Raw genomic sequence first — 23,424 nt, 5'->3', positions numbered from 1 at the left:
CCGTCTTCTCTCTGTTGGACAGCTGCAGTTGTAGCTGTGGTGATCCTTGGCCTTGAAAAGTGTCAGAAATATTGTCATAATTCCACCAATCAAGAGCTATCACCATGCAAACCCTCGCCAAACAAGTGCTGGAGCACGCTTCCCGGTTGCCGGAGGGCACACCTTTGGTCGCCAAAGAACTGTTGCACCTGGGCAATCGAGCGGCGGTGGACCAAGTGCTGTCCCGCCTTGTGGGGCGCGGCACCTTGCTGCGCGCAGGGCGAGGCATCTATGTCCTGCCCGTCGAGAGTCGCTTTGGCTCGCGTGCTCCCTCAACTCTGAAGATGGTCGAAGGTCTGGCAAGCCAGCGCGGTGAAACCATCGTGTCGCATGGTGCCGCCGCCGCCAACGCGCTGGGCTTGACCACGCAGGTGCCTATGCGGGCGGTCTATCTCACGTCCGGGCGCAGTCGCCAGTTGAAACTGGGCGCACAGACGGTCGAGTTCCGGCACGCACCAATCTGGCAATTGATCTTCCCCGGCCGAGCTGCCGGTGATGTGGTGCGGGCGTTGGCCTGGCTGGGCCCAGAAAAAGCTGGCGAAGCCATCCGTAAACTGAGTGCCAAACTACCTGCCGCGGAACTGAAAGAAGTAGCGTCGGCGCGTGCACGCCTGCCAACCTGGATGGCCCAAGAGGTCAGTGCATTGGTGGCCCATGGCTGAGTTCTTCCAGCTCTCCCCTCCAGAACGTCTGGAAGCGCTGAATACGGCGGCCAATACATCCGGTCTATTGCCCCACCTGCTGGAAAAAGACATATGGGTGGTTTGGGCATTGCAACACCTCTTCACTGGCCCCTACGCTCAGCACCTCGTCTTCAAGGGCGGCACATCCTTGTCAAAGGCCTATGGTGTCATCCGTCGCTTCTCCGAAGACGTGGACCTGACCTATGACATCCGAGCCATCGCAAGCGATTTGATTGGCGACACGGGTTCGCCCTTGCCGGCCAGCAAGAGCCAGGAAAAGAAATGGAGCAAGGAGATTCGTGCGCGCCTCTCAAGCTGGGTCGATGCCGAGATCGTGCCTCGGCTCAAACAAGACCTTTTGCAGCAAGGCCTGCCAGCAGCAGTCCGGGCCGAAGGCGACAAAGTTTTTATCGACTACGAACCACTGGCCAGCGGTACAGGCTATGTTCCTCCGTCCGTCATGCTGGAGTTCGGTGCCCGCTCCACTGGTGAACCCAGCGAGCCACGCGCCATCCGCTGTGATGCTGCCGCGCATCTGGTGGGGGTGGCGTTTCCTACCGCAACGCCACAAGTCATGCGCGCCGAGCGAACTTTTTGGGAAAAGGCCACGGCCATTCACGTCTTTTGCGCTCAAGGTGAGTTCCGTGGAGGTGACCGCTTTGCTCGTCACTGGCATGACGTGACTCGACTTGATGCCGCCGGGTTCGCAGACGCTGCCATCGCTGACAAAGCCCTTGCCCAGGCTGTCGCTGATCACAAGAGCGTGTTCTTTGCAGAAAAGGACGGGCGCGGTGATGTGATCGACTACCACGCCGCCGTCTCCGGTGGACTCCAGCTCGTGCCTGCCGACGGCCCGCTGGCCAAGTTGGCTGCCGACTACCAGCACATGGTCGATGACGGTTTATTCCTTGACGATGCCGAGTCCTTCGAGGCGTTGCTGGAGCGATGCAGAGTCATCCAGCGCAAAGCCAATGTGACTTGATCATCAGAATTGAATGCGGTTGCCAGTCATTGAAGGACACTGTGCGCGGTCTTTGTCGTTGATTGACGTGGCAGCGCCTGACGGGCGGGTGAAGCACCCAGGTAGGCACCAGCCGATCTGATTCTCGAATGTCCAGCCAGTTCGGACACGGCTTGCCGCGCCGCCTGATCAACCTCCGGCGACAAGCTTCCACTACCGCGCACCGGCGGTGGTTGCCCCGTCAACGTTTCAAAATGCTGGATCAGTGCCTGATGGCGCAATCCATGCGCCGTGACGCCCAGCGCCCGAAACGTAATCCCGAATTTCTCCAGCACATAGTCAAAACGCCGCAGGTTCTGCTTCAGGTCATTGGCTGGATTTCCCATGTGGGCACCCAGGCTGCTGACAACGTCCTGTGCGAAATCGACAGCCGCCCGTCTGTCAGAACTGTCCAGGGGGATGAAACGCACCCGCCCGCCCTTGCCCTTGATCCTCACATACTGATCCGCCACCTTGTCTTCGTACGCCAGTCCGGTCGCCTCAAACGGCACAACGCTTTCAAATGGGCGAAACAGCACCGCCTCCTTGCGTCGCAGCCCCATGGCCTGGATCAGCCGCAGTGACGCGCCGACGTGCGGGTCATAGGCGCACACCTGCCCGATGACCCCTTGAATGTCCACGCCCTGCGCGGACCAACTCTTGTCCCGCTGTGCATATTCATGCCGCTGGTATTCTTCGACGCTGAGACCGTAATGCGCCGGTCCCCGCACAAAGCCATGCTTGCCCATCCACATGCCCAGCCCGCGCAGGAAACTCAGGTAAGTCTGAATCGTGGCTGGAGCGAGATGTTCCCGCTGCCAGACGTGCACCATGGCATGAATGTGCTTTTGTCCCAGGTTGCGCGGATCGGGCATCGTGTTGAACCCGGCCTTGGCTTTCAGGTCACGAAAGAACCGCCGCAGAAACTGGGCGCGCTCGTGCCGTGTCTTGTGGGACACGGTTTTATCCAGTGAGGTGTGCAGGGTGTTGAAGAGTTCCAGCAGCACCTCCAGCACCTTGAGCGGTGGTGCCTTGCCAGGCGGATAGCCCGCAAGGATGTCTTGGGCAGTTTTGTTCGCCCATTGCTGACGGCGCGTGGGTTCACTGGCGAACAGGCGGCCGGGACTGGCCGAAACTTGTTGTCGACGACGAGAGGTTTTGTGTTGCACGGCGTTGCCTTTCCATTTCGTGGATGTCTGCCCGCCGCCCGAACGACGGGCAGATATTGAAAAACCGTGGAATCTCGAAGCTATCACCCACCGGGCGGATTCCGTCGCACGGCAGGTCGGTGGTCAAAAATTCCGGCGCAGCACGCGGCCACCCGATGTGCGGCACCTACCCAAGGTTTTGCCAGCCAGCGCGTCAGCGCTGGCCAGCTCGGTCTTCCTTAAAAATGAAACATGTGATCCGTCCCACCTGTGCATTTCTGCAACCATGGGGTTGGTGATGCCGACCCGCCTCAAGGGCGTGTCGCAGGGCATCCGTGACAAGGTCAGGCCTTGCACGTACTGGTGGATCAGTTCTGGATTCGTAGCGCCATCCACTCGCATGGGTCCACCCCTGACCGAAAGTCCAGGGCAGTGCCGAGTTGGTGAGCGGAAACGCGCGGGGAGCCTAAAGAGGCAAACACAACCGCGCGCTGCGTGAAACGCGTGCTCAAAGGATGGCGGGAACAGGAGTACGGCATCAGGTGCCGACCAGGTGCTCGAAAACCGTGGCGCGTTTCAGGGAAAGCCCAGCGATGAACGCTGGCATGGCCACAAGGGGTTGCACTACGAAGAAAACCACGGGGCCATCACCTCACGGGGCGATGGCTATTCCGGTTCAAGGCCCGGAGTTGGGGGGCAGGTAACGACTGCGACGCCTTGCGCTCCACGATGGAGCCGGGCCGGGACGGCCCTCGGGAACCTGTAGTTGACGCCGACCCAGAGGATGAGTCAAGCAGGCATGCCGGAAAGGGTGTCGATTTGCCTGTGGTTTCGGATGGCGATTGACGAATCGGGATGTGCCCGTGAGCCGAGTTTATTGTCCCGAAGAGATTGAAAGTGAGGCTGGATGCGGGCTTGACAAGGGAAATTGCGGCCTCTGGTCTCGGACGGGACTCCTCACGGCGTTGACCTTGGATTCGATGCGACGGCTCCCATCCGGCGCGAAGGGGTTGACGCGACAACTTTGGGTGAGACCGTAGTGACACACACGTAGCCCCTGCCAAATTCGACGACTCCAGGTGTCACAGAAGTAACGGCATTTCGCATGTCAGGTGACACCAGTTCAGACCTGATGTCGACATCGAGTTCATTCAGTGGGGATTGCGTGTGGCGCGGTCAGCTTGCGATGCCGATGCTGATCAACCTGAAACCATGATTTGGAGATTTTTATGGAATTGACTGTCAGAGCGGTGGATGTCGGATCGGGCAACACCAAATTCGTGACGCATGCAGATGGTACAGACATCCGCTGCGCCAGCTTCCCTTCGATCGCGTACCCGTCCGGCAACGACTCACCCTCGTGGCCAGCCAGTGAACGAAAGAAGACCGTGTGTATTCCCATCGGCCAGTTGTTCTACGAGGTCGGGCCGGACGTGAGTCTTGCGGCCGACACCTTTCGGGCAAAGCAACTGCATGACGAATACACGGAAACACCGGAGTACATGGCGCTGCTGCGCGGCGCCCTCAGCATGATGAAAGTGAGCCACATCGATTTGCTGGTGGTCGGCTTGCCGGTGGCGCTCTTGGCTGTCAAGAAGGCCTCACTGGAGAAGGCCATGATGGGTCGGCATGACATTGGCGGCGGCAAAGCCGTGACGGTGGGCAAGGCGTTGGCTGTGGCCCAGCCGCAGGGAGCATTGGTCCACTATGCCTCCGAGCACCAGAAGATGGCGACGATCGGCAACGAGCTGAGTCTGATCATCGATCCTGGGGCTAGGACTTTCGACTGGCTGGTGGCGCGCGGCATGCGGCTCGTGCAGAAGCAAAGCTACTCGTTCAATCGCGGCATATCTGACGTGCTGCGGCTGCTGGCCGCAGAGATTACGAAGGAGATCGGCTCGCCTTACCGGGACTACGACGCCATCGACTTGGCACTGCGCACGGGCAAACATCCGGTGATTTTTCAGAAGCCACATGACATGAAGCGCTTGCTGCCGTTGGCTGAGACGGTTGCCGAGCAGGCCGTTTCGACGATGAAAGAGTGGATCGAGGCCCCGCATAGCCTGCAAAACATCATTCTCGTGGGCGGGGGAGCCTTCTTGTTCAGGAAGGTGGTGAAGGCGGCCTTTCCGAAGCACCGTATCCATGAGGTGAAGGAACCCATGTTCGCCAACGTGCGGGGCTTCCAGCTTGCGGGGCAGAACTATGCGCGCAGCGCGATTGGGGCACCGACGCGGGAGCGCGTACAGGTGATGCAGGGAGACGGGCGATGACCATCGATGCACAGAAAGATGCCAAGCCCATCCGTCTTGTGTTCGAGCTGGCGCGCGCTGACCATCCGCGCCTGTACGACGATCTGGCGCAATTCCACAAGGGCACCAAGCGGGTCAATCGCCTGCGTGTGTTGGCCTATGACGGTTTGCTGGCACAGAAAGGGGTGTTCGCAGGGGGCGATCACGCTTTCCGTCATCAGGTTTTGCCAAGCGGCGCGCAAGAGGGCAGCGGTGAAGTCACCAACGACCTGTTCGCACCATCAATTGAGGAATGAGGTGCCTATGAAGAAACACAGGCATCCGGGATCAGGCAGCCAATGGGTCAGTGCGTCGGAGCTTGCCCAAATGGGAAAGTGCGAGCGGCTGGCGGCGTTCGAGCATCTTTACGGAAGTCGCCGGTCGCTCAAGCAAGAGAAGGACAGGCGCCGAGGACTGGTCGAACACGAACAGTTCTACAGGCAGGGACTGGCGGCAACGTCTGTCCACTGTGTGCGAAGAGTGCCATGCTTTGTTGCCACTTGCTTGTTCGGCGAATTTTGGCTGACGCGGATGTCGAGCCGCTGGTCTGTACTTCAGCGCCTTATTCATCTCGTCGTGGTCACTTTGGCGCGGAGTGTTCAAAGGTGGACCAGTCCGCACAGAGGTGACAAATGACGATGCCTGCCTGGGTGACCTTTGGCACCGCTGTCCTTGGCCTGTGCACCGTTGTGGCACTGGTGCACCGACGCTCGCCGGTGTCCATGGCTGTCGAAGCGGAGCGCGCATCCAGGCCGGAAGAGCTGTCAGACGCGAAGCTGGTGCACATGGAGAGACTGTTTTGTGTGTCCAAACCCGTCGGACTGGTTGCCAAGCTCGATCGGGCATATCAGATGCCTTCAGATCTGGTCGTGCTGGTGGAATTTAAGAGCCGGTGGATAAACAGGCCTTTCCTGTCTGATGTGATCCAGCTTTCGGTGCAGAGGATGGCGGTTGAAAGCCAGGCGCGACAGGCCGTGGCGTCTCACGGGTATGTCGTGGTCAAAGCACCGGGCAAGTACGCCCCGCAGACGGCGCATCGTGTCGAGCTGATGTCCGATGAACAGGTACTCATTGTGGTCCAGCGGCGTGAGGAAATTCTTGCGGGACGGGTTGCGCCAAGGTACCCCGAGTCCCGAAAGATGTGCCGCACATGTGCATTCAGATCGCAATGCGATGGTTGACCTCGCCTGGGGTACCCAAATTCGAGCGACGGTGATCGGCGCGCATGGGCGGGCGTCGTTTCCATAAGCCGGTTGCCTGCATCTGCCAAACATGGGGTTGCAGCCGATATTTTGAGTGTTCTCATAGATAGATCCAAGGCAAATCCTTGGGAATTAACGAATGAAAATGGAGGTGGGAAATGGCTGGCGGAATTGAAAAATTGACGGCCCTTAAGGTTGCCCGTCTCTCCAAGCCTGGGAGATACGGAGATGGCAAGGGACTTTGTTTACAAATTACCAAGACCGGTGTGAAGAGCTGGGTCTTTCGATTCGAGCGCGATGGGAAAGAGCGGCTCATGGGTTTGGGGCCGCTGCACACGGTGAGCCTTGCGGACGCCCGGGAGAAGGCGCGCGTGGCGCGGGCCAGTTTGATCGAAGGCATTGACCCTCTTGCGAAGCGACATGAAGCGGTTGCTTCGAACAAGGCGGAGCAAGCGAGCAACCTGGATTTCGACACTTGCGTCCGGCTGTATATCGCAAGTCGCGAGGCCGAATGGAAGAACCCCAAGCACCGGCAGCAATGGGAAAACTCATTGAAAATGCATGTATCCCCGCACTTTGGCGCCATCCATGCGCGCAGGATCGACACGCCACTTGTGTTAAAGGCCTTGGAGCCGATCTGGAAGACGAAAACAGAAACGGCTTCGCGTATTCGAGAGAGGATAGAGCGCGTTCTTTCGTGGGCGACCACCCGTGGATACCGCGAAGGTGACAACCCGGCGCGCTGGAACGGGCACTTGGAGGAACTGCTGTCCAAGCCGTCGAAGCTTAAGAAGGTTCAGCATCATCCGGCTTTGCCTTTTGCCGAGATTGGCGACTTCTTCAAGGCCGTAAAGGCTGAGAAAGGAGTGGGAGCGCGGGCACTGGAGTTCACGATTCTCACTGCTTGCCGGACAGGCGAGGTGCTAGGTGCACTGTGGCACGAAGTGGATCTGGAGAATCGGCAGTGGACTATTCCGCCGGAGAGGATGAAGGCGAGCAGGCCGCACAGGATTCCTCTGGTTGCGGCGACGGTGGCATTGCTGAAACAGCAGGTTGGTCAAGATCCCACATTCGTATTTCCTGGGGCCAAGCAGGGAAAATCGATATCCAATATGGCGATGCTCATGGTGTTGCGGCGGATGAAGCGCGATGATCTCACGGTCCACGGGTTTCGCTCGACGTTTCGAGACTGGGCTGCGGAATGCACAGACTACCCGAGCGAAATGGCCGAGCTTTCTTTGGCGCATACTGTGGGGACCGCAGTCGAGAATGCTTACAGGCGAAGCGACCTCTTCGAGCGTCGTCGCCAGTTGATGCAGGATTGGGCAACGTGGTGTTCAACCCCTGGAGTCAAGCCGAAGACGCCAATCGGAAGCGCGGAGGAAGTCGTTTCATGAGGCCGCTTCAAGTCGTGCGGATGACGCCGGTGTCGCCGCAGCCGGCCGCCCGCGCCTTCCGATCCGCCTCATGGCCAGCCTGCTGTACCTCAAGCACGCCTACAAGCTCAGGGATGAAGAACTGGTGCAGCGCTGGGCCGAGAACGTCGTGTGGCAGCACTTCAGCGGCATGACCTTCTACGAGCCGCGCCTGCCGTGCGACGCCACGCAGATCGGGCGCTTTCGCGCGGCCATCGGCGAGGCCGGCGTCGAAGAACTCCTCAAGGCCACCATCGACACCGCCGTTGCCTCCAAGGCCATCAAGCCGGCCGAGTTCGAGCGCCTGATCGTGGACACCACCGTGCAGGAGAAGGCGATTGCCCACCCGGTGGACTCCCGCCTGCTGGAGATCGCGCGCCACAAGGTGGTCACGGCCGCCCAGCGCGCGGGCATCGCCCTGAAGCAGACCTTCGCGCGCGAGGGCAAGACCTTGCGCCGCAAGGCCGGTGGCTCGCCCATGCCAAACAGTTCAAGCGCCTTCAGCGCGTGCTCAAGCGCCAGCGCACGGTGCTGGGCGTGGTGCTGCGCGAGGTCGAGCGCAAAATGGATCAGGCAGTCGATGCATCGGCGTTCGCTTTGAACAGTCTGCGCGAATTGATGGGGCGCGCCGAGCGCACTCGCACCCAGCAGCGCCACGACAAGAACAAGCTCTATGCCCTGCACGCCCCCGAGGTGGAGTGCATCGGCAAGGTGCGACGTGAAGTCGCATACGTAATTGTTTCCCCCGCCCACAAGGCTGGAGAGGAAACCGGTCGTTCCGTCGGCCGTAGCCTACCTGTGCATGCGTTGTTGGTAACGACGGCGTGTGAAGCCACGGGGACAACGTGTCGGGCCTTCGGGCCGCGTCTGCTTCCGCGAGGAAGGGGGCGTCATCTGCCAACGTCACTGCGGATGGGATGCCAGGCTGAGTGAAATGGTCAACACATGTGAACTGCTGCAAGCATCGTTATGCATAACAAGCCAAAGACGCTGACAGGCTTGAACCAAAACGGTACGTGGTCGGTTGCTCTCCTTTTTGTTAGAGAGCACACGGACTCAATGACCACCGGTGTACAGGCAGGACCTACCCCACTCGTTGTTATGTATGCGGAACACGGCAAGCCCGACGCGCCGCCGGACACGGCAGGTCAACCGCAAGGAAGACTGTTGGCGCAGCGGGTAAAGGAATGCGGAGAAAGCGAAGGTCGCCCTGTAATCGGGCGGATACGGGTTGCGACATCACCCGGCGCGAAAGCGAGCAGACTTCCGCGAGGTCTTCCATGGCAAGAGAGTCTGATCAACTGCGAACAGGAGGAAGGCAGATGACGGTGCTGGCATCCGGGGCGAGAGCCTCGGTGGCAAGCACTGGTGCGCCTCCGGCTTCGGATGCGATATGGAACCAGATCAACTGGGATCATGTCGTCGACGGGGTCACGCGGCTCCAGGCGCGTATTGCCAAGGCAACACAGGCCGGCAGATGGAACAAGGCCCGGGCCTTGCAACATCTGCTGACCCGCTCGGGCAGCGGCAAGCTACTTGCCGTGAAACGAGTGACAGAGAACGCAGGTAAGAAAACGGCAGGTGTGGACGGCAGGGTGTGGGCGACACCCATGTCCAAGTTGAAAGCCGCGCAGTCGCTGGTGCACAGGGGCTACCAACCATTGCCACTGCGGCGCGTGTACATCCCGAAAGGCAGCGGAAAGATGCGCCCCTTGGGCATCCCCACAATGCACGATCGGGCCATGCAGGCGCTATGGAGCATGGCGCTCGCCCCCGTCGCGGAAACAACAGCCGATCCGAACTCTTATGGGTTTCGGCAAGGCCGTTCGACTGCTGACGCCATTGAGCAATGCTTTTGTGCACTCGCCAAGCGGACTTCCGCCCAGTGGGTGCTTGAAGGCGACATCCGGGGCTGTTTCGACAACATCAGTCACGACTGGCTGTTGGAGAACATTCCAATGGATGTATCGGTGCTGCGCAAGTGGCTGCGAGCCGGATACGTAGACAAAGGGAGTTTATTCCCCACCACAGCCGGAACACCTCAAGGCGGGATCATCTCCCCTGTCTTGGCGAACATGGTATTGGATGGCCTGGAGGCTGCTGTGCATAGGGCCATTGGGCCAACGCGCAATGCCCGCCAACCGGCCAAGGTTCATGTCGTTCGCTACGCCGACGACTTCGTGGTGACATGCGCGTCAAAGGATATGCTGGAACAGCACGTCATGCCCGCCGTGGAGAAATTCCTCGGCGAGCGCGGGTTGCAACTGGCACCCGAGAAGACGCGGGTCACGCACATCTTGATGGGATTCGATTTCCTTGGGCAGAACGTGCGAAAGTACAAGGCCAAGCTTCTGATCAAGCCGGCCCGTAAAAGCGTGGCATCACTCCTCACAAAGGTAAGGGATACGCTGCGAAAGAACAAAGCTGCCACCCAGTCGCAGGTGATCATGACACTCAACCCGATCATTCGTGGTTGGGCCATGTACCATCGGCACGTGGTCGCCAAGTCAACGTTTGCACACATCGATCACAACGTATGGGCACTGCTGCGGCGGTGGGCCAAACGCCGACATCCAAAGAAGAGCCTTCATTGGGTGAAAGCGCGGTACTTCCACCAACATGGCGTCCGCGACTGGATCTTTGCTGCCGACCCCAGGGAGGCAGGACTGGCTTACGCGCCGGTTCTGTTTCGCGCAATGACAATCCCCATCAAACGCCACACGAAGATACGCGGCGATGCGAACCCATTTGACCCAAGGTGGGCTGACTACTTCAATCGCCGGAAATATGCCTGCTGACTCTGTGTCGTGTTGCCCGGTCCTCACATGGGCTGCTGGAAGGCTTGAGCCGTGTGCTGGGAAACTCGCACGCACGGTTCTGAGGGGAGGGCCTGCCGGTAACGGCGGGTCCTTACCCGACGGCAAGGCCCGCAAGCCCTACGAGTTCGGCGTCAAGGTGAGTCTGGCGATCACCCACAAGCAGGGCCTGATGGTGGGTGCGCGCAGCTTTACGGGCAATCCGTACGACGGCCACACCCTGGCCGAGCAACTCGAGCAGGTGACGATCCTGACACAGGACACGGGCACCAAGCCCAGGCAGGTGGTGGTGGACCTGGGGTTTCGGGGCGTGGATGCGGCCAACCCGGGCGTGCAGATTATTCACCGGGGTAGGTTCAAAAGCCTGACTGAGCCGCAGCGCCGCTGGCTCAAGCGACGCCAGGCAGTGGAGCCGGCGATCGGGCACCTGAAGCACGACAACGGGATGGATCGGTGCTGGCTGCGGGGACCAACGGGCGACGCGCTGCATGCGGTGCTGTGCGCGGCGGGCTACAACATCCGCTGGCTGCTGCGCGCGATCGTGCGCCTGGGGCTCAAGGGCCTTTTATTGCGCCTGCTGGCGTTGCTTGCTGCGCTCGCTCAATCGCCGAAGGTGTCTGCATTTCAAGGACATCGCGTCACTTCGCAACTCGGGTGGGCGCGTGGATGAATTTAGCAGGCCCGACGACTGAGACCCAAAGGTGTTTCTCATTTCCCTGCACATGTGTTTCCCATGTCTCATGTCTATACAGTGGTGCAGTGCTCAGCGCGTGTCGGGCGCGGGTACGGCGGACACGCCCTGTGCGTTCGCCGCCCCCCGTTGCGCCGCCATCGCGCGTTGATAGCCCTGGCGATTTTGCAGTCGCTGCCAATAGGCTTGCACCGATGGAGTGAAACGCTGATGCAGCCCCAGATGCTGGGCGAGAAGTAATGCATAACCGACTGAGATGTCGGCCGCAGTAAAACGCTGCGTGCACAGAAATTCCTGCTCGGCCAAGAGCGGCTCCAGCGTACGCAGCCGGGCAAGGAACCACTTGCTGTAGTCTTCAGCCACTTGCGGCTGGCGGCGCTCGGGCGCTTCAAAGCGGACATAGCGCAGTATCAGCGTCTGCGGAAATGTCAAAGTTGCCTCGCCAAAGTGCAAGTAATTGAGATAGGTGCCGAAGTCGGGTTCATGCAAGGCCACGTCCAGGTGACCGGACGAAAAACGCGCCGCCAGGTACTGACAAATCGCCACCGACTCGGTCATGCGTACCGCGCCGTCGAAAAAGGCCGGCACCGTGCCGAGTGGATTGATATCGAGAAACGGCCGAGCGCAGACGCGAGGCGGGAACGGCAGCATCTTCAACTCGTAGGGAACGCCAATCTCTTCCAGGGTCCATAGCGGTCGGAACGAACGTGCGCTGACGCAATGGTGCAGCGTGATCATTGTTCAGCGTTTCGCAATAGCTGGCCGCTTTGCGCTGTTCCCAGCCGCGCATGCGGCTCGTGCCAAGGATGAAACTTCATATCACGCCTCGATGGCTCAGGTCGTGCTGACGCTCCGGCGTTATCCCCATGCGCAAACCGTAGATCTCGGCGTTGTCCTGGCCCAGATCGCCTGCAGCGGAACGGACAAGGCAGGGGTCATTGCGGAAACGGGGGACTACGTTATGCAGACGAACCCAACCGAAGTCAGAGTCGGGAACGTCGACGATGGCCTCGCGAGCCACCATCTGTGGATCTCGGGCGATCTGCGCGATCGAGTGGATCGGAGCAATGGTTCCCTGTGTCGCCTCGAAGGCATCCAGCACATGTTGCAGGTCTTGCGTGCCAACCCAGGCCGAGAAGACATCGTTCAGCTCCGCTGCATTCGCAACCCGCAGCGGGTTGTTTGTGAATCGGGGGTCGTCGAGCAGATCTTCTCGCCCGATGGCTCTGGAATTCGCCGCAAAGAGTGCGTTGGTACTGCCCGAAAGGGACACGTAATGTCCATCGGCAGTGCGGTAGACGGCTGCGGGCGCGGAGTATTGGTTGGCGTTCCCGGCGCGCGATCTGATCACCCCCAGTTGGTCATACTCGATCGGCAAGAAATCGAGAAGTCGAAACACAGCTTCTGTCATAGAGAGGTCGATTTCCTCTCCGGGCGCGTCGGGCGTCTGCACGCGCTTGCAAAGCGCCGCCAGAATACCTACCGCCCCGAACAAGCCGCCGATCGCGTCGCCGATCGGATAGCCAGGGTGCATGGGCTCGCCATCTGCTTCTCCAGTGAGGAACGTCAAACCACCCAGCGCCTCGAATACCCGGGCAAAGCCCGGCCGTTTACTATAAGGGCCGGTCTGCCCGAACCCGGTCGTTCGAAGAATGACCAGGCGCGGGTTGGCCTGCCACAGCGATTCGCGCGACAGGCCCCAGCCATCGAGTGTTCCGGGCCGGAAATTCTCGATCAGCACATCGAACTCGGGAAGAAGCTTCAACAGGAGCTCGGCACCTTCCGAACGCCGGAGGTCCAGCGTGATGAAGTGTTTGTTGCGATTGACCGCCTTCCACCACAAGCTCTTGCCTTCCTTGAATGGAGGAAAGTCGCGCATGCCATCCCCTTTGCCCGGAAGCTCGACCTTGACGACGTCAGCTCCATAATCGGCCAGCAAGGTCGCGGCCATCGGGGCAGCAATGATGGTGGCAATGTCCAATACCCGCAAACCCTTCAAGGGTCCTTGAGGTTCTACGCGTTGATCTGATCTGGCATGCGTCATGGATTCTCCTCGTCAAAGGCCGAGCTGACGCGCTGCAAGGTCCTTGAGGATCTCCGCTGCACCACCGCCAATCGACAGCATCTTGGATTCGCGAAATAGCCGGTCCACACGGTTGTGCCTCAGAACACCGTGACCTCCGTGGATTTGGACCGCCTCGTTAGCGCAGCGCTCGTAGGTTTCGGTGGCGATATTCTTGGTCATGGCAATCTGGGCGGCATCGGCTTGCCCACGGCTAAAGCGCCATGCGAGCAGTGAGAGTTGTGTGTCCACCGCCTGGATTTGGGTTGCCATATCTACCAACTTGTGCCGCGTGACCTGCTTGCCTATCAAAGCTTCGCCAAACACCAGCCGATTACGCGCCCAGTGCACCGCTTCGTCGTAGCAAGCCTTGGACGCGCCGAGCACGATCGCCGTGTTGCCGAGACGTTCCTGATTGAAGTTCTTCATCAAGCCAACAAAGCCCTGGCCTTCCTCGCCGATCAGATTGCTGCGCGGAACGCGGCAATTGTCGAATACCAGTTCGGCCGTGTCGGAGGACCACCAGCCCATTTTTTTCAACGGGTGCTGAAGGAAGCCCGGCGTACCGCGCTCTACTAGAAGCAGCGAAAGACCCGCCTTCCCCGGGCCGCCAGTGCGCACCGCCAGGGTGTAGTAGTCGGCACGAATCCCCGTCGAGATGAAGAGCTTTCGGCCATTCACCACGAAGTGATCCCCGTCTTCCACAGCGTGCGTCTGGATGCCTGCAACATCGGAGCCGCCTGACGGCTCGGAGACCGCCAAAGCCATTAGTTTCTCGCCGCGCAGTACCGCGGGTGCGATCCGACGTTTGAGTGTCTCGTTCCCCAAAGCGAGCAAGGGCGGCAACGCAATCGAGTGCGTCGTCAGACCAACCCTTACGCCTCCGGAGCCAAATCGAGCGAGCTCCTCCTTGACGATCAACGTATGACGAATGTCACCTCCCGTGCCGCCATACGCCGGGTCGAAGCCAGCACCGATGACGCCGGCATGAGCGGCCTGACGATAGAGGTCCAAGGGGAAAGTTCCCGCTTCATCCCACTCCGTTGCATAGGGCGCAATGCAGGTTCGCGCAAATTCGCGCATGCGTTCGCGAAATGATGCAAGTTCGCTGGTGGCAAACGGACTTTCGCCTGCCGTGATCCGATCTGCTGAAGAAGGAATCGACTCTGGCAATGTGCGATCGCTTTCTGCATAACTGTTGGGTATAAGAGGGAGGTAGCTCATGTTCAAGTTTGGTGGTAATTGGGAAGGCCTATTCATGGCGCTCAGTCAGCGGTAATGCCCGCCTTTTTGATGACGGCTCGATACTTTTCGTAGTCCGAGCGGATGACGGCTGATATCTCATCAAGCGAGCGAGGACTTTGCGGCACCATATCGAGATTGCGCAGTTTGTCCTGCACATCGCTGGATGACAGCGCGCGATTTATGGCATCGTTGATCCGCAAAGCCGTTGCATGTGGCGTAGCGCCTGGCACGGCAAAGCCGTACCAAGGAACGACGTTGGCTTCGCCGTAGCCCGCCTCCGCGAGTGTTGGGACGTCCGGGAATCCAGGAATTCTGTGCTCGGCCACGACGGCCAGCGGCTTGAGCCGCCCGGAAGTGATTTGCGGCGCCGCCAAGCCGGTCGACAGAAAAGCTATGGCCACATCACCGCGAATCAAGGCCGTGAGCACGCCGGGTTGGGCTTTATACGGGATGCTCACAAGGTCTATACCCGATGCCATCTTGAACAACTCGGTGTTGAGGTGCATGGACGAACCAATGCCCGGATTGCCATAGTTCAGCTTAGAAGGGCTTTGCTTGGCCAGCCCAATAAAGTCTTTCAAATCTCGAACCTTCGACTGCGCAGGAACCACAAGCAGGCTCGGCGCGCTCACGGCGATACCGACACCGATGAAGTCCTTTAACGGGTCCCAAGCATGCTTGTACAGCGAAGGGTTGGCTGTCAGCGCCGGCGCAGCTAGCAACCAGGTGTACCCATCGGGTGCAGCCTTGGCGACTGCCAGGATGCCAATGTTGGCGTTGCCTCCAGGACGATCTTCGACGATCACGGGTTGCCTCAGTATCTGCGAGACCTTGTCGCCAATGATGCGCGCGAGAGAGTCACCGATTCCGCCGGCCGAGTACGGAACGATGATCGTGATCGGTCGAGTAGGGTAGTCAGCGGGTTGAGCCCATGCCGTGGCACCCGTGATGAGGGAAAGACCAAGCACCGTGAGGTGCCGAAGGCTATGAAAGAGGTTCACGTCTATCTCCTGTTGTATGAATGAGTGACGTCGCGCTCAGCTCGCGCCAAGGTTGCGCCGCATGCAGTTGAGTGCCATCTGGGTCTCGTCCAGCAATCGGTTGAACACGTCATCGACGGATTCACGCTGGTTGAACCACGCGACGCTTTGACCGGCCGGGGTATACAGCAAGCCTTTCACCCCATGCTCTTCAACCGCGGCCACCAGGGGGCCCGTCAAGGCCTGCTGGTATGGCATCGGCAACGGCTCGGGTGCTTCGAGTGAGGACCATTCCTCGGTCCAACCCGATTTAAGGATGCGGCACGACTTGCCACTGTGCGAGCGGGTGAGCACCGTGTCCTCGCTGCGCGCTGTGATCAGGCTGTCCACGAGGGCATCCTGGAGGTGTAACTCGTGAGTGGTCAACCACGCGGTGCCGAGCCACACCCCCTGCGCGCCCATCGCCAGCGAAGCAGCGATCTGCCGTCCGTGGCCGACGCCACCGGCGGCAATGACTGGCAGCCCATTGGCCGCTTCGATGATCTGGGGTACCAGGGTAAACGTACCCACCGGCCCGGTGTGCCCACCAGCGTCGTAGCCCTGGGCCACCAAGATGTCCACGTCCGCATCGATGGCGGCCTTGGCATGTTTGACAGCCCCAACAAGAGCCAGTGCCACCTTGTCCCTGCGTTTAACCTGTTCGATGACCTCGGCAGGCACGCCAACGGCGGCTGCGACCAGATTCGCATCGGATTCAAGCACCGCCGACAACTGGGCGCTGAACAGTGCCTCGCTGCGCACGGTTTCGGTAAAGAAGTGTGGCTTCGTTGCCGGTGGCACTTTGTACTTTTGTGTCAAGTGGTCCACAAAGGCTTGATGCTCAGCGGGAATTTTCTTGCGAACCTGCTCTACGTCGGTCTCGTCGCCCGCGAGCCGCGGGAACATGAGATCAACTCCGAAGGGGCGGTCGCCAACGGCTAGGCGAATCTGCCTGATGGACCGGGCGATGTGCTCGGGGTCGTCTCGGGCGACACCCAGGACGGCGAAACCGCCGGCACGCGTGATTGCGATCGACACGTCGACGCTGTGCGAGAAACCGAAGATCGGATGGCGAATCCCAAGCTGCGTGCACAGCGGGGTGGTCAAGGAGCAAGTTGAGGAATTCATGAATTCATACCTTAATTTGGGGAAAAGGCCTAGCGGCCCACGAAGGAAGGCCGACGCTTTTCTAGAAAAGACACCACGGCCTGCTGCACGTCTTGCGTGCGGGCAAGCGATGTCATCCACTGCGCTTCGCTGGCGAGTTGCTGCTCCCACGAAGCACCAAACGAGTCGAGCAAGAGGTTCTTGCAAGCCGCACTGGCCAAGGGCGCACCCGCTGCCAACTCGCCCGCAAAGTCCTGCGCGGCTTTGGCCAGATCGGCGTCCGGACAAACCCGGTCGATCAACCCCCACGCAAGGGCTTCGCTAGCGCTGAGCGTGCGGTTGGTCAGCAGCAGCTCCCGGGCCCGTCGCAAGCCAATCAGCCGTGGCAATGTATAGGTAATTCCAGCGTCACCACTCAGGCCGATCGCCGTGTAGGCCGTCCGAAATGACGCCGATTCGGCGGCCAGCGTGAAGTCGGCACCGATCGCCAGGCTGAAGCCTCCGCCAGCGGCGGCGCCGTTGACGGCAACGACCAGCGGCGCCGACATGCGCGCAAAGATGGACTGCGCCATATGCAGGCTCGTGACGATTTCATGGATCGCATGATCAAGCCCACCTGCTGCGTCTGCAAACGCATGAATATCGCCGCCTGCGCAAAACATGCGCCCGGTTCCACTCAGTAGCACTGTGCCGACGTCGCGCCGGCCGGAGATTTCCAACGCGGCGTCGAGCAGCGCACGCGCAAGGGAAGCCGTGATGGCGTTGCCAGAGGCGGGCCGGTTCAAGGTCAGGCATGCCACCCGCTGGCGCACTTCGAAATCAAGCTCAGGGTGTGTATTCATGAACAGTTTCAAAGGTGGGAGCGCAATCAAACTTGCTGCGAAGTGCCGATCATTGCATTCACGGAACATTTGAGTCAACATAGCGGATCATTTGTTCCGCACTGCGGATTTTGGAGAATTCAATGAAGGATGACCGTGAGTTGGTCACAGCACTTGCCCGGGGGCTTCACATCCTCGCGAGCTTCACGGCACGAGCCACAACACTGAGCAGTTCGGAATTATCCGAGCGCACGGGCTTGCCCAAAGCCACAGTGTCTCGATTGACGTATACGCTCGTTGAACTGGGCTATCTACATCGCAGTTCCTCGAAGCGCAAATACGCGTTGAGCGCGGCCGTCCTTGCGCTCGGCTACCCGCTCCTGGCCAGTCTCACGATCCGTCAGGTGGCGCAGCCCATGATGCGAGAGCTGAGCGCCGAGACCGGCGGCACCGTTTCGCTGGGCGTGCTCGACCGTGACCGAGTGGTCTACATCGAGACCTGTCGAAGCGCACCGAATGTGGATCACCTTCCAGACATTGGAGTGATTTGGCCTTTGATGGAGAGCGCAATTGGCCGCGCGCTGCTGGCGGGCCTCGATGTAGAGCATCGCGCGCAGCTCTTGAATACGATCAAAGTGCTTGAGCCGGAGCGCTATACAAACACAATCGCGGGCGTCGAAGAGGCGCTGCGAGACTACGAGAAGTTCGGCTATTGCGTGGCGCTCGGTGAGTTGCGCCGTGGAATTTACGGCGTAGCCGTTCCCGTCAAGCGATCGTGGGGTGAGCACCGCTTGGCTTTCAACTGCGGGGTTCCAGGCACGGATCCGAAGGGAGAGGCGCTTCGACGAGATGTAGCACCAAAGCTGATTCGATTAGTACGTAGCGTTGAGGACGCACTGGACGCATTGAACAGACTTGAAGACCCCATTCACCCACGCCGGACCGTCTCAGACATGGTAATCAACACTCGGCGAAATGCGAAGATACCGACTGGCGTGGCTCAGCGATGAAGGCGCCTTCTTCACGGCGCATGCCGTGGTCGAGACAGAAATCCTCAAGGAGCGCGGGCGGCGCGAAGACGTGCTCGCATTCGCGTGAGCGAAGTCACGATCTGTGCAAAGTGAACGCCGCCATGACGTTCAGGGCTGAGCGCCGATTACGGCGCGTGGCTGTCCTGCCCCGTGGCCGAGGCGCCCAGCCACCTGCAAATGGCGCAGCAAAGTACAAATAGGGGGTGATCCGGAAATCAACACATGCGGAACTGAATCAAACCCGTTCAGGTTTGTATTTTTATGAATTTAATATGTCAAAACATTGATTGCGGCATATGCAACGCTACTGGAAACTCAGCGCATCGCCTTCCACCGAAATGATTGCCATGACCAACCCCATCTCCACCCCAAATACTGCTGCAAGCGTTGGGCCACTTGCCAACGTTCGCATTCTCGACATGGCAACTTTTGTCGCGGCGCCGTTTGCCGCCACTTCGTGTGCGGACTTGGGTGCTGATGTCGTCAAGCTCGAACTCCCGGACGGCAGCGATTCCCTGTGAACACTTGCGCCGGTAAAGGGTGAGCACGCGCTGTTCTGGAAGGTAACCAATCGCGGCAAACGAGGGATCACGCTGGATGTGCGCAAGCCGGAAGGTCGGGAACTGTTTCTGCGCCTGCTCCCCCAATTTGATGTCCTTGTCGAAAACTTCCGCACCGGAACGATGGACCGATGAGGTCTCGATCTGAAAACATTGCATGAAGTCAATCCGCGCTTGATCGTCTTGCGCTACAGGATTTGGACAAACCGGCCCCTACGCCCAGCGTCCGGGCTTTGCACGCATCTTCGAAGCGATGAGTGGCTTTGCCCATCTGACGGGCGAACCCGATGGCCCTCCCCAGCACATGAACTACCCACTGGGCGACTCGGTGGCGGCCCTGTTCGGCGCCTTTTCCATTGCCTCCGCGATGGTAGAGCGCCGCCAGAACCCGGCCACCCCCGGTCGCGAAATCGACCTGTCCGCTACAGAAGCCATGCTGCGTTTGCTGGAGCCACTGGCGGTCGAGTACGAGCAGTTGGGGCAAGTGCGCCAGCGCGCAGGTAGTCGGGCCACCTATACGGCGCCGTCGAACATCTACAAGACGTCGGATGGCATCTGGGTCACAATCGTGGGCTCCTCCGGGGCCATCTTTCGCCGGTTCTGTCTGTCCATGGGGCAGTCAGAACTGCCCGACGATCCGCGGTTTGCCACCAACCCCGATCGGGTGCGCAACCTTGATGAGATCGATGGCGTTATCGCGTCGTGGTGTGCGACGCAAACCTTTGCGTCACTCGCAACGACCCTAAGCCAGCACGAAGTTCCCTTCAGCAAGATCTACGGCATTGACGATGTTCTGGCCGACCCGCACTTTCAAGCGCGGGGCGCCATCATCCGCCTGCCCGATCCGGATCTTGGTAGCGTGCCGGCACCATGCGTTGTGCCGCGCTTTTCCGGAATTCCCAATCCGGCGCCACGCTCGGGCCCAAGTGTGGGGGAGCACAACGGTGAGATCTTCGCGACACTGGGGCTGGACGAAGGCGAGTTGCAACGACTCAAGGGCGCACGCGTCATCTGATCGTTCTTCATCTTTTTCGGAAATAAGGCCGTCGTGTCCCAGATCGAATCTGCATTCCTTGCTGCGCTCACCGATTGGATTGATCAATCCGTACCATCCTCAGACTGAGAGAAAGATACCAATGCACGATACTTCAATGACTAGGCCGCCCGACGGCAAAGTCGCCGTGATCACCGGTGCGGGGCGCGGTATCGGCCGCGCCATTGCTGTTGCCTACGCTCAAGCCGGCGCAGCCGTGGTGTGCAGCGCGCGCAAGGAGGGTGAACTGGGAGTGACACTTGCGCTGATCGAGAAGGCCGGTGGCCGAGCGAGCATCTTTACCGCTGACGTGGTCGAGCATGCCCAGATGCTTGCGTTGTTCGACCACGCGGTCGCCACCTATGGCGGTATCGATATCGTGCTCGCCAACGCCGGCACTGCGGGCGAAGGGCGCAAGTTGCAAAAGAGTGATCCGGCACAGTGGCGTGAAACCATTGAGGTCAATCTGGTGGGCGCCTACAACACTGTGCATGCAGCCATCCCGCATCTGCGTGCACGGGGTGCGGGGAAGATCATCGTGACAGGATCGGGCAGCCGCCACCGCGCGATGCCGGGGCTGTCGGCCTACGCCAGCTCCAAGAGCGCACTGTGGATGATGGCGCAAGTGCTGGCCGTTGAGTTGGAGGAATTCAATATCAGCGTCAACGAGCTGATTCCGGGGCCGGTGAAAACCGCCATGACCCGCTTTGGCGAGCAGTCCTTTCCTCCCCAAGAGTGGATCAAGGAACCAGAGGACGTCGTACCGCTGGCGATGTTCCTTGCAACCCAGCCCGATCGGGGGCCCACAGCGCAAAGTTACAGCCTGATGCGCAGAGCGTAACGGTGCGGGGCGACCATCTCGCCCGCTTGCCCAGGGTAATCGCGTTTACTCCACAAAAAATACTATCACTCCACTGGGAAGAGCTCCGTCATGAGCAACTTGTTCGACACCAGTGAGAGCCTGCCCGACCTTGGCGAACGCTTGCGCCACTGTTTGGCAAGGGGCGTGTCGGCAGCGCTGCCTGAAGCCTGTTCCTTGTACACATCGACGACCGCGACCTGCCCAGCGACCACTGGTACTCAAGAAGCGGCATCCCCTTGCCTCATCGAAACATCGTGACTGCACTTGTAAATTTGGCCTGCGGCGGCGTTCTCTCTTGTGTGCCGGAGCACGAACTGGAAAAGGCGTTTTGCGTTCTGGAGCAGGTCGCTGAGGCACTTGCGTCGGCACAGAAGGAAACCCCCGCATGAAGCCGCACACCGGCAAAAAAAACCCATTGTGGCTGCTGGTCCTGATGACCATCAGCGGGACCCTGGCGATGCATATGTTTGTTCCGGCATTGCCTGCCGTAGCGCATGATTTTGGCGCCAGCACTGCCACGATGCAGATGACCATCACCCTCTACATTCTGGGACTTGCCGGCGGCCAACTGGTCTATGGCCCGCTGTCCGACAGCTTCGGGCGTCGGCCGTTGCTGATCGTGGGAATGGCTCTTTATGTCGTGGCAGGGTTGGCGGCAGCGTTTGCTTCCGACGCGCATACCCTCATCGTTGTCCGGCTGTTCCAGGCGCTGGGCGGCTCCGCCGGTCTGGTGCTGGGGCGCGCCATTGTGCGCGATACGGCTTCGGCCGGCGAGGCAGTGAGGGACCTTGCCCTGCTCAACCTCTTCATGATGCTTGGGCCGGGCCTGGCGCCATTACTGGGGTCGGCGCTTTCAGTGCTCTTCGGCTGGCGTTCCATCTTCCTGACGCTGGCCGCGCTCGGTGCCGTCACGCTCGTGTTCGCCTGGCGTCTCCTGCCGGAAACCGGGCGACCGACAGGGAGCGTGAGGGTTGCATCGCTGGTGCGCGACTACAAGCTGCTGCTGCGCTCGCCATCCTTCGTGGGCTTTGCCCTGGGCGGTGGCCGCTCGACAAATTCCATCTTTGGTTTCGTTGCCGCGGCGCCGTTTATTGTTTCCTCGGAACTGCATCGCCCTGTGCATAAGGTCGGACTTTGTCTCGCCTTGCTGGTCGTGGGCATGTCGCTGGGCAATGCCCTCACACGACACCTCGTTCGCACGGTGCCCATTGAGCGCCTGATGATCGCCGGAAACGCGATGAGTGTCCTTAGCGCCCCGGCCATGCTCGTGGTCGTATTCTTGGGGGAGTTGACAATTGTCAACGCGCTTGGACTCATGTCTCTATTTGCACTGGGCGTGGGGGCGTTCATCCCATTGCTTACGGTTCGTGTCCAATACTTCATTTACGACACTCCTTATGCTCACGCAGTTTTAGTGTGTTGCATCAACCGGTTGAATCCGCCTCGGGTCTCATCTTTTCCAACAGGTTGCAAACGCTACCGAACGCCAGACTGCCGCCCTGACATGCTCACCAACTGTACAAGCGCCGGCCCGACCATTTTCAACAGATCTGCCTGCTTGCCCCGATACCCCGGCAGCGCGCAGTTGAACAGCAGCACCCGTTGGCCATACCGGATCCTCGACGCGACGCCGACAGCATGCACGCCATACCCTGCGTCGCCCATGCTGACGGCGAAGCCCCGCTTGGCGTAGCTGGCCACGCTCTCTTTCGCCCCAGCGATGCTGCGGCCGTATGTCTCGGGGCGCTCCAGCTTCGAGCGGGCAAGAAAGCTGTTGCGCTCCGCCGGCGCGAGCTGGGCCAGCCAGGCCCGGCCCATCGCGGTCTCCACAATCCCGCGCGTCGCGCCAGCGCCAGGGCGCGCGAGCGTGCCCTGGTCGTGGGTGCTGGTCTCCACATAAACGACGTCCAGGTCCATGGTCACGCCCACGGAGGCGGCACCCTCAAAGCGGTCGGCTATGGCCTGCATGGCGGGGCGCAGTTGGGCGATCAGTGGCGTGTTGATCACATAGGGGTACCCCAGCGTCACGGCGGCCGGGCCGATGAAGTAGCGGTCGAGCCGCTCGTCGTGGTCGAGAAACCCGAGTACCTGCAGGCTGCGGCACAGCCGGCTGACGGTGGGCCGCGGCAACCCTAGGCGCTCGGCGAGTTCGCTGTTGGCGTGCGCGCGCGGCTCCTGCACGAACGTCTGCAGGATCATCAGCCCCTTGGCCAGCGTGCCTGAGAAGTTCGGGTCATCGTCACGGACCCGACGCAGGTCCTGCAGGTCCTTGATCTGGTGCACAGGGCGGGGCTGGCGCATGGGGGAATTCTGCCTCAAGGGCGGGATAGTTGCGAATCATCGTTCCAATATTTGAAACAACTGTTAGCGCACGGAAGAGTGAGGCCTACATTGCCCCG

The 23,424-nt window shown here is 60.2% G+C and carries 19 protein-coding genes and 4 pseudogenes; 15 read left to right on the top strand and 8 right to left on the bottom strand.

Annotation, left to right across the window (positions count from 1 at the left end):
- The first annotated feature begins 104 nt into the window (after positions 1-104).
- Entirely contained in the window at positions 105-701 is a 597-nt protein-coding gene (locus tag EUB48_RS15450; protein WP_142819969.1) for a DUF6088 family protein, read from the top strand.
- A complete protein-coding gene (locus EUB48_RS15445) occupies positions 694-1,704 on the top strand; it encodes a nucleotidyl transferase AbiEii/AbiGii toxin family protein (protein WP_142819968.1) in 1,011 nt (336 codons plus the stop codon). Before EUB48_RS15450 ends, EUB48_RS15445 begins: the two co-directional genes overlap by 8 nt.
- A 26-nt stretch (positions 1,705-1,730) precedes the next feature.
- Here EUB48_RS15445 and EUB48_RS15440 read toward each other — a convergent pair whose 3' ends face one another.
- Positions 1,731-2,891, bottom strand: a complete 1,161-nt coding sequence (locus EUB48_RS15440) for a phage integrase N-terminal domain-containing protein (RefSeq protein WP_142819967.1) — start codon at positions 2,889-2,891, stop codon at positions 1,731-1,733.
- A gap of 1,208 nt (positions 2,892-4,099) precedes the next feature.
- Here EUB48_RS15440 and EUB48_RS15435 point away from each other — a divergent pair.
- From EUB48_RS15435 to EUB48_RS15400, 7 genes and pseudogenes are all read left to right on the top strand, one after another.
- Positions 4,100-5,143 (top strand): PRTRC system protein D, encoded by a 1,044-nt coding sequence (locus tag EUB48_RS15435; RefSeq protein WP_142819966.1) that lies wholly within the window; start codon positions 4,100-4,102, stop codon positions 5,141-5,143.
- Positions 5,140-5,418: a hypothetical protein gene (locus EUB48_RS15430; RefSeq protein ID WP_142819965.1), complete on the top strand. Its 279-nt coding sequence runs from the start codon at positions 5,140-5,142 to the stop codon at positions 5,416-5,418. Before EUB48_RS15435 ends, EUB48_RS15430 begins: the two co-directional genes overlap by 4 nt.
- 375 nt (positions 5,419-5,793) lie before the next feature.
- Positions 5,794-6,342, top strand: a complete 549-nt coding sequence (locus tag EUB48_RS15425; RefSeq protein ID WP_142819964.1) for a PD-(D/E)XK nuclease family protein — start codon at positions 5,794-5,796, stop codon at positions 6,340-6,342.
- A gap of 179 nt (positions 6,343-6,521) precedes the next feature.
- On the top strand, positions 6,522-7,760 hold the full coding sequence (locus EUB48_RS15420; protein WP_142819963.1) for a tyrosine-type recombinase/integrase: 1,239 nt from the start codon (positions 6,522-6,524) through the stop codon (positions 7,758-7,760).
- 25 nt (positions 7,761-7,785) lie between these two features.
- Positions 7,786-8,552, top strand: a pseudogene (locus EUB48_RS15415) (IS5 family transposase); the annotation flags it as partial.
- A gap of 548 nt (positions 8,553-9,100) precedes the next feature.
- Entirely contained in the window at positions 9,101-10,576 is a 1,476-nt protein-coding gene (gene ltrA, locus EUB48_RS15405) for a group II intron reverse transcriptase/maturase (protein ID WP_142819961.1), read from the top strand.
- A gap of 121 nt (positions 10,577-10,697) precedes the next feature.
- Positions 10,698-11,264 (top strand): annotated as a pseudogene (locus tag EUB48_RS15400) (transposase); the annotation flags it as partial.
- Positions 11,265-11,357: 93 nt separating this feature from the next.
- Here EUB48_RS15400 and EUB48_RS15395 read toward each other — a convergent pair.
- The 6 genes from EUB48_RS15395 to EUB48_RS15370 all read right to left on the bottom strand — a co-directional run bounded on the left by EUB48_RS15395 (position 11,358) and on the right by EUB48_RS15370 (position 17,560).
- Positions 11,358-12,023: a glutathione S-transferase family protein gene (locus EUB48_RS15395; RefSeq protein WP_142819960.1), complete on the bottom strand. Its 666-nt coding sequence runs from the start codon at positions 12,021-12,023 to the stop codon at positions 11,358-11,360.
- Positions 12,024-12,099: 76 nt separating this feature from the next.
- The gene (locus tag EUB48_RS15390; protein WP_142819959.1) at positions 12,100-13,329 is read right to left on the bottom strand and encodes a CaiB/BaiF CoA transferase family protein; all 1,230 of its coding nucleotides are present in this window, start codon (positions 13,327-13,329) and stop codon (positions 12,100-12,102) included.
- Positions 13,330-13,341: 12 nt separating this feature from the next.
- The gene (locus tag EUB48_RS15385) at positions 13,342-14,571 is read right to left on the bottom strand and encodes an acyl-CoA dehydrogenase family protein (protein ID WP_142819958.1); all 1,230 of its coding nucleotides are present in this window, start codon (positions 14,569-14,571) and stop codon (positions 13,342-13,344) included.
- A gap of 41 nt (positions 14,572-14,612) precedes the next feature.
- Entirely contained in the window at positions 14,613-15,593 is a 981-nt protein-coding gene (locus EUB48_RS15380; RefSeq protein WP_168226757.1) for a Bug family tripartite tricarboxylate transporter substrate binding protein, read from the bottom strand.
- A 36-nt stretch (positions 15,594-15,629) separates the two neighbouring features.
- Positions 15,630-16,718: an NAD(P)H-dependent flavin oxidoreductase gene (locus EUB48_RS15375; protein ID WP_244618224.1), complete on the bottom strand. Its 1,089-nt coding sequence runs from the start codon at positions 16,716-16,718 to the stop codon at positions 15,630-15,632.
- A gap of 50 nt (positions 16,719-16,768) precedes the next feature.
- Complete coding sequence (locus tag EUB48_RS15370) at positions 16,769-17,560, bottom strand: enoyl-CoA hydratase/isomerase family protein (protein WP_142819955.1); 792 nt, start codon at positions 17,558-17,560, stop codon at positions 16,769-16,771.
- 122 nt (positions 17,561-17,682) lie between these two features.
- On the opposite strand from EUB48_RS15370, the gene EUB48_RS15365 reads away from it, so the two are divergent.
- The 6 genes and pseudogenes from EUB48_RS15365 to EUB48_RS15345 all read left to right on the top strand — a co-directional run.
- Positions 17,683-18,549, top strand: a complete 867-nt coding sequence (locus tag EUB48_RS15365; RefSeq protein WP_142819954.1) for an IclR family transcriptional regulator — start codon at positions 17,683-17,685, stop codon at positions 18,547-18,549.
- Positions 18,515-18,637: a hypothetical protein gene (locus EUB48_RS21865; protein ID WP_274595957.1), complete on the top strand. Its 123-nt coding sequence runs from the start codon at positions 18,515-18,517 to the stop codon at positions 18,635-18,637. The genes EUB48_RS15365 and EUB48_RS21865 overlap by 35 nt, the downstream gene beginning before the upstream one ends.
- Positions 18,638-18,908: 271 nt before the next feature.
- Positions 18,909-20,145 (top strand): annotated as a pseudogene (locus EUB48_RS15360) (CaiB/BaiF CoA transferase family protein).
- 166 nt (positions 20,146-20,311) lie between these two features.
- On the top strand, positions 20,312-21,004 hold the full coding sequence (locus EUB48_RS15355; protein ID WP_244618223.1) for an SDR family NAD(P)-dependent oxidoreductase: 693 nt from the start codon (positions 20,312-20,314) through the stop codon (positions 21,002-21,004).
- 90 nt (positions 21,005-21,094) lie between these two features.
- The gene (locus tag EUB48_RS15350) at positions 21,095-21,283 is read left to right on the top strand and encodes a hypothetical protein (protein ID WP_142819952.1); all 189 of its coding nucleotides are present in this window, start codon (positions 21,095-21,097) and stop codon (positions 21,281-21,283) included.
- 127 nt (positions 21,284-21,410) lie between these two features.
- Positions 21,411-22,388: pseudogene (locus EUB48_RS15345) on the top strand (multidrug effflux MFS transporter); the annotation flags it as partial.
- 113 nt (positions 22,389-22,501) lie between these two features.
- Here EUB48_RS15345 and EUB48_RS15340 read toward each other — a convergent pair.
- The gene (locus tag EUB48_RS15340) at positions 22,502-23,344 is read right to left on the bottom strand and encodes an IclR family transcriptional regulator (protein WP_244618222.1); all 843 of its coding nucleotides are present in this window, start codon (positions 23,342-23,344) and stop codon (positions 22,502-22,504) included.
- Positions 23,345-23,424 lie beyond the last annotated feature (80 nt).

The sequence above is a fragment of the Rhodoferax sediminis genome (assembly GCF_006970865.1).
Lineage (GTDB): Bacteria > Pseudomonadota > Gammaproteobacteria > Burkholderiales > Burkholderiaceae_C > Rhodoferax_A > Rhodoferax_A sediminis.
The sequence above is the reverse complement of the archived record's forward strand: the minus strand, read 5'-3'. Positions and strand labels throughout refer to the sequence as shown.